Annotated in this window: 6 protein-coding genes; 2 read left to right on the forward strand and 4 right to left on the reverse strand. The window is 49.6% G+C overall.

Annotated elements, in window-relative coordinates:
- Positions 1–302 precede the first annotated feature (302 nt).
- The gene (locus tag AOZ07_RS07365; RefSeq protein ID WP_060701415.1) at positions 303–3893 is read right to left on the reverse strand and encodes a bifunctional glycosyltransferase/CDP-glycerol:glycerophosphate glycerophosphotransferase; all 3591 of its coding nucleotides are present in this window, start codon (positions 3891–3893) and stop codon (positions 303–305) included.
- Positions 3894–3915: 22 nt separating this feature from the next.
- Positions 3916–6327, reverse strand: coding sequence for a glycosyltransferase (locus tag AOZ07_RS07370; RefSeq protein WP_075972443.1), 2412 nt, complete (start codon positions 6325–6327; stop codon positions 3916–3918).
- Positions 6328–7333: 1006 nt separating this feature from the next.
- On the opposite strand from AOZ07_RS07370, the gene AOZ07_RS07375 reads away from it, so the two are divergent.
- Positions 7334–8341: an NYN domain-containing protein gene (locus AOZ07_RS07375; RefSeq protein ID WP_060701417.1), complete on the forward strand. Its 1008-nt coding sequence runs from the start codon at positions 7334–7336 to the stop codon at positions 8339–8341.
- A 57-nt stretch (positions 8342–8398) separates the two neighbouring features.
- Positions 8399–9949 carry a methionine--tRNA ligase gene (gene metG, locus AOZ07_RS07380; RefSeq protein WP_060701418.1) on the forward strand — a complete coding sequence of 517 codons (1551 nt, stop codon included), beginning with the start codon at positions 8399–8401 and terminating at the stop codon, positions 9947–9949.
- 100 nt (positions 9950–10049) lie between these two features.
- Here the strand turns inward: metG and AOZ07_RS07385 are convergent, their stop codons facing one another.
- Entirely contained in the window at positions 10050–10742 is a 693-nt protein-coding gene (locus AOZ07_RS07385; RefSeq protein WP_060701419.1) for a response regulator, read from the reverse strand.
- Between the two features lie 6 nt (positions 10743–10748).
- Positions 10749–11981, reverse strand: coding sequence for a sensor histidine kinase (locus tag AOZ07_RS07390; protein ID WP_060701420.1), 1233 nt, complete (start codon positions 11979–11981; stop codon positions 10749–10751).
- Positions 11982–12117 lie beyond the last annotated feature (136 nt).

Consider the following 12117-nt stretch of genomic DNA (forward strand, 5'->3'; position numbering starts at 1 on the left):
ATCGAGGTCGGTTGTCCACGACCTGTCACGAACCATTAGAGATGTCCCGAGATTTCACACCAAAGAGCCGGAACAACGGTACCCGGTGGCCAGAAGAAACCGGCCCTAATGAGCAAGATGTTTGGTTCGAGCTTGCCCAATAGCGGATGAATCAACTTGATCTTTGAAGCGCGCAGCACCGCTGAGTAGACTGATTCCTCCCGAACAATGTTCGGGAGGAATCAGTAATTACTAATCTGGTGCACTTCGAATTAGAAGTTCATTACTACATATGGTCTTTCCATATAAGGAGATCGAACTAGCTAACCCCAAATATTATCAGCCACACGCGAACTAGCCAGGCCATCATCCTTGGGTGCAAATTGGTTTGCGTAATTCCGGACTCGGTATAGATAAGCTACCGGATCCTTTTTGAGGAGCTTAATCAGTTCACCGGTGTTCTTCAAGAGTGGGCCTGGAAGATTCTGCTCGAATTCATAGTAGAAACCGCGAGTCGAGGACGCATAGTCTTCAATGTCGGGAGCTAGGACATAAATCGGTCGCTTCAGCGTTGCGTAGTCGAACATGATTGACGAATAGTCCGTCACTAGCGAATCGGAGGCTAGCATGACTTCATTGATGTCAGGATGCCGGCTCACGTCAATTACGTTGGTGTTGCTGAATCGGCGGTTTGCGGCAACTGTATTTGAGTGGCCGCGAAGTAGGACGACTACGGAATCCCCGAATGCCTTTGCGAGAGCATTAAAATCCAGATAGCTAACTAGATCGTAGTGATTTGAAGCAGTCCGAATATTATCTCGCCAAGTAGGCGCATATAGAACGACGTGCTGATCAGGAGAGATACCTAGCCGTGATCGAAGATCGCCACTGGATTCGGCAACTTGACCGGTTACGAGGGAGTCATTTCTCGGGTATCCAAGTTCCAATACGCGGCCGTCGTATCCAAATGCATTTGCCAATCGCTCACTGGCATATTCATTCTGCGCGATTAAGAAGTCCCACTGTAGAGCTTCTCGTTTCATCAATTCTCGGTACGAGATTGACAGATTACCTGATGGAACGTCGTTGCCAATTTTTTTCAGGGGCGTACCGTGCCACGTTTGCACATAAAGCTGACCGGGTTGCTTACTGAAGTAGTACGGGAAGTTGTTGTTGTTAACTAACCATTTCGCAGTGGATAGAATTTCATGATATTCGGCGGAGTGCAGTACTACAGGTGTGGCGCCAGCTGGAACCGGAACGCCATGATCCTTGACAGTCCAGTAGAGCTTACCTCCTACGCCTCTCTTGATCGCTTCCCTGAACAGAGCTAGAGGCGAATCGGCGATTGCGGAACCAGCGAAGGATTCAAATAGCGTTGCGTCGACGAGCTGTCGTTTTTCTGAGGACGACAGTATTAGCTGCTTCTGTCCATTTTTGGTCGCGTCAGAGTGAGCGATCCGCGGATAAATGTTTAGCCACAATGCACCCGCCTTGACTGTACGCGACAATCTAATACGCGACTTCTCGACGAGGCTATGGATTGGAAGTTGCTGATGCAGCGACAAATCCACCGGCACCCAATGATTCTTGTCACCAATTTGCGTGCCTGCACGGCTAGCAATGAGTGCGTAACCGCCCTCTGCAAAAGCAATCTTCTGTCCGTTTGATCCGGTCTGTTCAAGACTGAAACGAATTTCGAACTCTCCTGAAGCCTCGTCAAAACGGTATGTGTGAGGCAGGATTCGTGCTTTAGCCGAATTTTCGAAGAATAGACGGGTCTCAGATCCATGTGGGGATCTGTACCGGCCCGCAATAACGAGATCGTGGTTGTCTTCATCAACGTAGGCACCATTTACGGATATTCCGAAATCTCGTTCCTCTAAGCGGAGGAAGCCGTTCGGCGAGAGTGATACACGGAGCCTCCTACCGAAGGAAAGCAATTCTTGAAGGGACGCTGAGCTCTGTCCGGATTGGATTAGCGCAGAGGAATGCCTATTCGCTAGACGCAGCTCCCACAGAGCAGAGCCAACGAGCGTTTCTTCAAAGAGCGGAAGGCTTACACGGAAAACTAATTCATCATCGGTGATTTCACTTGCCAAGAAGGAAAGGTCCTTCTTGTGCTTGGACCTCAGTACTAGATGATTGAAATCGCCGGACGAACGCTTGTCGACTCGTAAAACGAAACTCCGACCATCCAAGGAAATCGATGTTGCAACGGGTTTTGGCGTTGGGACGTTGACTACCAGGCCGAACTTATCGTCGTAGTGGATTGCGAAACGTACGCCATCAACGGGGGTTCCATGAGAAAAAGCGACTGCTGATCCGAGCGGAGCCCTAGCCGTGATTTGTCCATCGCGGGAAATGTCATCAGCACGTACATGTAATTGCAGAGCCCACTTTAGGTCTTCGCTTTGGACACCTTCTGGCACGGCAAGCTTGCGAGTATCTATTCGAACGGAATATGTCGAGTTTTCGTATGTGTTGTACGCGTCACCTGACGGGACTAACTCAGGCTTGATTCGTATGCTCTTGACTTCCGCCGGCAGAGCGATGAGATCGTCGTTTATTCCGATCAATTCTGCCGAAACTTCATAGTCGAAATTATTAGGAGACAAGCCGGAAATCCAGGTAGCTACGGTTGCGTTGGCTACAAATGACTGATCATCCCAATTGAAACTAATCAACTCAGCACGAAGACGTAAAGAAGAATCGGCAGGCGTGAGCAGACTCTTTTCCGGGACATACGAAAGCGATTCTAAGAAATCTGTTGCACAGGTCAGCCCAAGCTCAGGGTGAGCGGTAATTTGATAACCTGCCCCGTCTTCTTGCTTCTTCTGCAGGATTAGCGTGACATCTTCTTGTGTGCCGTTGAGTAACGACAAAGCAATGGTGCGCTCCCAGAATGGAATTTCGTTCCAGTGGCCTTGATCCATAAATTCATTTAGGAATCGAATACCAGCTGCGAGTTCGGACCAATAATCGTGATCAGTGCGTGGTATTTGTTCGTAATACGGCTTAAGGTCAAAACCTACGGATTTTAATAGCCACTGATCAAAGATTTCTTCGGTTGAGTTGTCTTGGAGAACCCGAGCAACAGACCTCATGACCTTGAGGCGATCCTGAAGGTCTTCAATTTTCGCTTTTTGCTGCGTGATCGAGGTTCCATCGTCACGAATAACCCACGTATACACAACGCGTTTTAGAACATCAAACTTGGTGGATGTGGTGTAGGCGATCGCCGTAGGGGTCTGATCCTCATATCGAATATCTACCGGGAATTCTCGAATATTTTCGTCCCAGAATGTCCTGCGGAAAACCTTGTTCCATGCGAAGACATCCTTCAGGAGTTCAGGATCGTCACCTAGACTTCCACCGATACGATCAACAGCATGGACATTTTGCGCCCACTCGGGGATCCAGGTCTTCATGCCACGCTTGCGTTCGACCGAACCCACAACGAAATCAGAACCGGATTGCTCAAGTTGGGAGACCATGGCTTTGTAGGCACCGCGTGGAATATAGTCGTCAGAATCGGCAAAAGTAAGATACTTTGCGGTTGCTGCTTGTATTCCGGTATTTCGCGCAGCACCTAAGCCAGAATTGGGCTGAGTAATTACGATGATTCTGTGATCGTTCGCAGCATATTCTCTAGCTATATCGCCAGAACGGTCTGGAGAACCATCATCGACCACGATTACTTCGATAGGTATTTCATTCTGGGCCAGTATGGTGTCTAAGGTTCCGCGAAGGTAGGATTCGACCTTGTAGCACGGTACGACGACACTCAATATAGGCACACTATTAGTTTTCTCTATTGGTGAAACGAGGGCGTCAGTGTTTTGCGCAATATCTGTGTCCAACGATGCCGGTTCTTGTTTGGCGTTGAACTTACTTATGAAGGTTCTAATCATTATTGTTCCCTTTGTAGAATGATCAGCTAATGAGATCTCGGAGTTCGAGTAATGCTGCCTGGTTGTGTAGCTCAGCACTAAATTTAGGGCCCGGATGCTGGGAATCAATCATCTTCAGCATGCCTTGAGCCAGAGCATCATCAGAATTTTCCGTAATAATTCCATCGTCATTGCCAACAACGCTTTCGACGACGTTATACCGCGTGGTGACGATGGGTTTTCCTAGAACCATAGCCTCAATCACGGCCAGCCCTTGTCCTTCGTAGATGCTTGAAAAAAGGAAATAATCACACTTAGCAACGAGAGCGTGAGGGTTTCGATGGTATCCGAGAAGGTGAATATTTGACTTTAGATTCAGGTTAGAAATGAGTGCATCTAAACTATTGAAAAGTGGTCCATCACCAACAATATATAGATGAACATTTTCAAACTTAGATACCACTTGCTTCATTGCGCGAATCATTCGTGCCTGGTTTTTCTCAGGTGACAACCGGCCAACCGTAACGAAGTTAATATTTGATAAATCCGGTTTGAAATCTCGATATTCACGAGATTCACGCAACACTTCTTCAAAATTAATGAAATTCTGCACCGTGGTGAATTTTGATTCGTCAGCGTATTGTGACATTTTGTGTTTATTTATTTCAGTCAACTTAGGTGAAACTGAAACGACCTTATCGAAATCATCGTAGAGCGAAAATAAGGAGCTTAGGTTTTTGTAATGCGGCATAACCCCGTTAATCGTACGACGGGAGTCAAGCATTAGGTCGTTGTGCATCCAAATAAATTTCTTGGAGGACTTCGCGGCTAGTAACAATTCGGCCCAAAATACCGAATATCCGTCAAAGGCGAGGATGGTGTCAAACTCAGCATTACCGAAACAACGGGTCCACTCGCGCGAGAAAATTGCTTGGATCCGCTGCAGATTAACCTTTTTTGCCTTGCGCCCCCCCTCGCTTAGGTATCTCCTGTACGATCGACGCGACGACAAGGGCAAAGCGATCGTCCCAACGCGAGGGAAATGTCGAACTGATGGATCGAAACCATAAACCTTCGCCACCTGGTTTTCATTCTTTGAGTATGGGTACAAAATACTAACGTCATGACCATCTGCAGCTAATTGATTAGCTACATTGATAGCAGCAGTTGTGATTCCGTTGGCAATTAGGGATCCAACGTGTATGAGAATTTTCTTCTTATCCGAATCCAGGCAACTTTCGATTTTCTGGACAGAGTCAAAGTTATTCTTGAATACTGCATCAACTACTTGTCGAGTAGCGGTGCCGCTTTCGTGCGGTAAGAATTTGTCTCGCCAACTGCGTCGTATGTCGACGAATTGGTCACTATGCTCACTTAAGCGAATGGCATCAGCTACCGACTTTACGTCTGAGTTGATAGTTCCCGGAAGCGAATCCTTCTGGAAATAAAGGCCGCGCTCATCATTCAATGCGTCCTCATTGAAGAAAAAGTGGATTGGTCGATCATGTACCAATTGGTCGAAGACGATGCTGGATTCGTCTGTTACTAAGTGGGCTACGATGGGCAGCAGGCGGTTTGTGGGGATGGAGTTGTCGACGAGTCTTATTTGCGACAGTTTTTCTCGTTTGATTCCTCGCAGTGCAAGTTGGTGAACCTTGAGCAGAACAACGTACTTATGGGGATCTAAGAGTTCTACGAGAGACTGATAATTTGTGACGAGTGATTGACTGGAATCAAGTATATTAGTGGGCGAAGTTCCGCGCCACGTTGGCGCGTAAAGAACGACCTTGCGATCATCGCCTGCTTCGATGCCATGTATCGATCGAAGCTGCTCAAGATCGTTTACCTCCAAAATTTGTGCATCAAGACGTGGCGAACCTGTTTCCAGAATTTTTCCGCGAAAGAGCCCCTCAAGCTTAAATGCGCGTTTCCATATTTCTTGAGTCATAAAATTACTGGACGAAAGGACGAAATCGGCAGACATCAAATTGCGGATAACGTTTCGTGTACTCGGCACCCCGAGTGGGATGTCATATCCCATTCTTTTGATCGGTGTTCCATGCCAAGTGTTTAGGTAAACTTGGTTTGCACTCTTTGTGAATTGGTGTGGAAAGGTGGAATTACTCACCAAGTACTTGGAGGATGCAAGTTTCTTGTAGTAAGCGTGAGTACCGTGTTTAACCCATTGAACGTTTTTATTATGTGAATATTTTTCCCACGTATACCCAGTCGGTACTTCTCCGCGAAATGCCCAGACGAATCTAAAATTCTTGTAGTCTGTATGATTAACCAGGTATTCGAAAATGGCTAGAGGGTGGCAGGTCTGGCTCGTACCGTCAAAAGATTCGAAGAAAACTGTTTTAGAATGAATCCGAGAATCATTTGACCTGTAGTTAAAATCGTCCTTGAGGTACCGCTTGGCGCGTTTTTTAATCCTTGCGATTCGTTTTTGCACGTTTTCCTCTAGGTATGCGATTAATGCGGCAGGTCAAGTACGGCATGTAGCCTAGACAATTATTGCGTGAAGTTTACCTGCCTGACCGTAGGACTTAAGGGCAAATTCACTCAATATTCACTTTAGTTGCCAAACTAGTCTAGCAAATGATTGTGTCGCTCAGTAGCGCGCGCATAGGTTGGATACCCTACGATTCAAGGCAGCACATCGTGAAACAGGGCCATCAAAATGCATCGGTTCGTTAACAACATGTGCAACGGCTGTGCCGTTTGGCATGAAGTTATCGAGGGATACGCCGCTCACTTCTTCAACCATTAAGCCTTTGTCTGCGTAAGGCGTCTATGAATATTATGAGGTTACGCTCAGCAAGCGAGATGTCGCAGGAAACACAGCCTAGATTTGAGTACCTCTGGAATCCAGATCATTTGACTACAACTGGTTGTAGAGCGTGTGCTTCCTTGGCGAGTCTCATTTATAGTGTGCGCAACGTCAGATTTCACGGTCAAGCCGAAGCTGAGTCGTTTGAATTGGAACGGAATGTGCGTAGTCAGCGAAGGACTGCGCACTGATTCTATTTCCGTTGTGAGCATATCCGCCCCATGATTTGCCCTCATCTAGTTCATTAGGACAACCTCAAAGATTTCAAGATTTGTTGTAGCAAGGGCGATCCGTCGTCTCACTTCTAAACAAAACTGGCCGGCTAATGAACGGCTTCACCTTTCTTTCCTTGCCTGGTGATTCCGAATTCATTTTTCTCGTTGGCATATAGGAGAAGCGTGAACAAGCCACTACCTATCTGCCATTTTAGGAGAGACCTCCCAATTGGTCCTGGTTCGCAAAGGCTCTTTCAATAGGTTGGCGTGAATTGGCTTAGGGGGTTGATCCACTCCTGAAGTTCCAGGCCAGTCTGTAATTCGTTGTCAATATCTAAGCTGAGCCCGGCGTCCGTGTTCTATTTAGTATTGCTCATGAGCTCACTATAAAAATTTACGGTTAGGCTGTAGTCATGATGAACCATACTGCTATATTTATCGATGCCGGATTCTTACTTTCACTAGGTGGTCATCGTGCTGCTGGTACAACATTGCGGTCAGCCTTCACGACTCACTATGAGTCCTTGGTTCGGGGCATAGTTCAAACGGTCAAGAAGAATACCGGTCTTAATAACTTACGCGTTTACTGGTACGACGCATCTAAAGACGGCCTGTTTACCGAGCAGCATAAGCGTATTGGACTGATACCAGGCGTAAAGGTGCGTTTAGGCCGAATTTCTTACAACGGTGAGCAAAAAGGCGTTGATCTTCGTCTTGCATTAGATCTTGTCGGAGTGGCTAGGAACCGTTCCGCGTCAATTGCTTATCTTGTCTCCGGCGACGACGATCTTGCGGAAGCAGTAGAAGAAGCGCAAGACCTTGGCATGAAAGTTGTACTTCTGGGTGTCGCTAAAGCTGACAGCAGGCTTGGTGTTGCCTCGGTTGCGGAACATTTGGCTTTGACCGCGGACTACATTGAAACCATACCTAATCAACTGTTGGACAGCGCCTTTACCAAGGTCTTGGAGTGGGATCAGTACCACTCGGAGAAAACGTCGACTATTGCCAATGCGCCCGCGGAAGCGCCAGCCCCAACTGCAGCGAAGACCTTTGCCCCAACACCAGCGGTGATGGCTCAAAAGACGACTGCCAAGGCGATGACAGTGACCGAGTCAAATGCAGAAGTTGTATATTCCAGTGGTGGCGAGCGCCCAGGATTCAAAGGCAACGCCGCCTACGAACAGCAAGAACTCACGGTGGCTGAAGAAATCGGCGCCAAGGTTGCAGAATCATGGCTCGCGTTCACCACTCAATCAGAAGTTGTCGAGCTGATGGCAGATAAGCCCCAACTCCCACCTGAAATCGATAGGACGTTGCTCAAGGACTGCGCTCAAGTCTTGGGGGAGTGGAAAACTGATCAGCAGACAATCCGCAGAACCTTGCGAAGCGCCTTCTGGGAGTATCTAGCAAAGATCATGTGACGAGTTAGCAACGACTTGAAGAACTCCAACGGGCGCGAGCTAAGGTAAATTTGTAACGTGACTTCTCAGCAGAAACCTTTTTACATCACCACTGCCATTTCCTACCCGAACGGCACTCCGCACATCGGCCACGCATATGAAGTCGTGGCCACGGACGTCATGGCGCGGTTCAAGCGGCTTGACGGACATGACGTCTTCTTCATGACCGGCACCGACGAGCATGGTCAGAAGATGATGCAGACGGCTGAAAAGCTGGAAATCACGCCAGCTCAACTAGCTCAGCGCAACTCGGATGCATTCCAGGCGATGAATGATGAGCTGGGCACGAGCTATGACCGTTTCATCCGCACCACCGACGCGGATCACCATGCAGCTGCCCAAGAACTGTGGCGCCGCATGGAAGCCAACGACGATATTTACCTTGATAAGTACGCCGGTTGGTATTCAGTGCGCGATGAAGCGTTCTACACCGAGGAGCAGACTGAAGTTCGCGAAGACGGTATCCGCTACGCGACCGAAACTGACACCGAAGTGACCTGGACTGAAGAAGAATCGTATTTCTTCCGCCTGTCCAAGTACCAAGACAAGCTGCTTGCGTACTATCAGGACAATCCTGAATTTGGCGCGCCACGTTCCCGTTTCAATGAGGTCGTGCGATTCGTTGAAGGCGGACTCACCGACTTGTCGATTTCCCGCACAACCTTTGACTGGGGAATCCCGGTACCAGGCAACGAAAAGCACGTCATGTACGTCTGGGTGGATGCCTTGACTAACTACCTCACTGGAGTCGGCTTCCCAGACGTAGAGTCCGAATCTTTCCAGAAATACTGGCCAGCCGACGTTCACGTTATCGGCAAGGACATTTCGCGCTTCCACGCCATCTACTGGCCGGCATTCCTGATGTCTGCCAAGCTTCCGCTGCCAAAGCGCGTCATGATCCATGGATTCCTGCACAACAACGGCGTAAAGATGTCCAAGTCCTTGGGGAATACTGTTTCGCCTGATGACTTTGTGAATCGATACGGCTTGGACCAGGTCCGTTACTTCTTCCTGCGAGAGGTACCTTTCGGAGCTGACGGTAGCTACAACCACGAGACCATCGTCGCTCGCATTAATGGTGACCTCGCCAACAACTTCGGCAACCTTGCTCAGCGATCGTTGTCGATGGTCGCAAAGAACTGCGGCGGTGTAGTGCCAACGCCGGGTGAATTGCTAGAAGCAGACCAGCAGATTCTCAATGCCGCTGGACAACTTCTTGAGCTTAATCGGGATGCCTACTCGCGTCAGGAATTTAGCAAGGCTCTCGAAGCTGTGTGGCATGTATTGGGCGATACCAATGCTTACTTCGCGGAACAAGAGCCATGGAAACTGAAGAAGACTGATCCGGAACGCATGGCTACGGTGTTGTATGTGACCATTGAAATCGTCCGCAAGGTCGCTCTGCTTCTGCAGCCAGTTCTGCCTCAGGCCATGACCGCCATGCTCAACTCGCTGGCAATCGGCGAAGGATCAGCACGGACCTTCGAATACTTTGATACGGCATTAGTACCTGGCACCGAGTTGCCGGCACCGTCGCCAGTATTCCCTCGGTTCGAGGAAGAAAAATAGCAGAGGCTGCTTAAGCCAAATTAGCCTGCCGCGCCGAGAACCTGAGTTCTCAGTGTGGCAGGCAAATTTGTACCTAAATGTTGATTCACCTAAGTGAGTCTTAGGGGCTGACGACTCCGGTCTGGTAGGCAATGACCACTGCCTGAACTCGGTCCCGCGCTTCCAGCTTCGCCAGGATGTGGCCAACATGGGTTTTCACCGTTGCCTCTGAGAGGAACAAATCCTCTGCAATTTCTGGATTGGATCGTCCCAGCGCAATCAGTCCGAAAACTTCCCTCTCGCGTCGCGTCAGGGAATCCACGAGCTCTGATAGTTCCTTGTTTCCCTGGGTGCTCTCTTTCTTCAGCAAAGGAGCCATATGATCCAGGAGTCGGCGAGTGGTCGAGGGGGCAATGACCGCATCGCCCTTGTTTACAGTGCGAATGGACTCCAGCAATTCCTCGGGTGGTGCATCTTTCAATAAGAAACCACTGGCGCCAGCTTGAATCGCGCTCAAAGCGTATTCATCCATGTCAAAAGTTGTCAGAACGATGACTTTAGGCCCTTCGGCTGCAGACTTGGAGGGATCGAGCAAACGCTCTGTTGCTTCGATGCCATCCATTTCCGGCATGCGCACGTCCATGAGGATGACATCGGCTTGGCTCATCAGGGGAGTGGCAACGGCTTCACGGCCATTGCCGGCCTCAGCAATAACATCCATGTCTTCTTGTGAATTAATCAGCATTCGGAAGCCACTTCGTACCAGCAGCTGATCATCCACCAGGGCGACCTTGATGACGTTGTTATTTTCCATGTGAATTTAGTCCTCGGAGTATGGAATGAAAACTGCGACGGCGAATCCGCCGGAAGATTGGGGGCCGGCGGTGCATGCGCCTTCATATAACGCTACGCGTTCTTTCATGCCTTGCAGCCCTTGGCCGGCGCCCTCAAGCTTGATTGCCCCTGCCCCGCGTCCGTCATCTTTGATCCGCAACTCCAGTCCCCGGTAAGTCCAATTGAGGAGGACTTCTGCCACCGCGTTGGAGCCGGCGTGCTTGAGCACATTAGTCAGCGATTCTTGAACACACCGGTAAGCCGTCAGTTCCGCGCCAGCGGGTAGTTCCTTGCGTGGCGTTCCAAGGGTTTGAAGTTGTACAGCCAATCCTGAGTTCGTGGCGATCTCTACCAAATTGGGGATATCTCCCAGAGCAGGCAGCGGCCTGTTTTGCAGTTCTTCGTCCTTCCGGAGGACTCCGAGAAGGCGGCGCATTTCCTTGAGCGAAGCACGCCCGGTATCAGAAACCGTCTTGAGCGTATCGATGGCAATTTGCGGATCATTGACTGCTGCATAGCGTGCACCGTTTGCCTGCGTAATGATCACTGATAGAGAGTGGGCAACAATGTCATGCATTTCGCGGGCAATATGGTTTCGTTCATCGGACGCGGCCAGTGCCCTTTCCATAATGCGCTCTTTCTCAAGGCGTTCTGCATGTTCCTTCAACGACTTCATGGCCAGCCGGCGTGTGCGCGCCAAATCGCCGAACGTCCACGCGACAGTGACCACGAGTGCCAAGCCGACAAACGAGACCAGCATGTTGAACGACATGGACGGACTCGGGTCTGTGGCGTAGCGGAACGGGTTGAACATGCTGAATGTCGCCAGCACCGCTCCTGCCAAGCCGAGTGAGAGCGTGCCGAAGGACTGCCACCGTTTCCCATAAACAGCCATGGTGTAAACCATGATGGGGACCGAGAACTGCGAAGGGAGCAAAAGGCCGTCGAATCCAAGCTGCATGAGATGCCCAAAAGCGACAACCAAGGTGACGGCCCACGGGTATCGCCGACGAACCATCAGCGGAGCCGATTGCAGCGTGGCGATCGCCATAATAGACAACATGGCGGGAGCGGACATGGCGCCAGCCAGACCGATGGTTCCCGGGACACAGAATAAGGTGTAGATCAGACCGGTGATGAAGTCTATTCGTCGCGGATTCGCTCGGATCCAACCGTCAATTCGACGGTGGGGGTTGGCAAAAATCAATGCTTCCTTCAATTCAATGGTGTGTGCTGCAGGCTCGTGAAGCAGAGTTAGCCTCGGCCGGTAAGTCTAGAATATCGACTCCAACAGCACGTTTACCTCATGCCTGGGATTGAGATCTGAGAGACGCTTAATTTCACGTCCAATATAT

This window comes from Glutamicibacter halophytocola (genome assembly GCF_001302565.1).
GTDB classification, from domain to species: Bacteria; Actinomycetota; Actinomycetes; order Actinomycetales; family Micrococcaceae; genus Glutamicibacter; species Glutamicibacter halophytocola.

Excerpts from the sequence above, each read along its gene's own strand:
- AOZ07_RS07365 (WP_060701415.1), bottom strand. The coding sequence starts at position 3,893 with ATGATTAGAACCTTCATAAGTAAGTTCAACGCCAAACAAGAACCGGCA.
- AOZ07_RS07375 (WP_060701417.1), top strand. The coding sequence starts at position 7,334 with ATGATGAACCATACTGCTATATTTATCGATGCCGGATTCTTACTTTCA.
- AOZ07_RS07385 (WP_060701419.1), bottom strand. The coding sequence starts at position 10,742 with ATGGAAAATAACAACGTCATCAAGGTCGCCCTGGTGGATGATCAGCTG.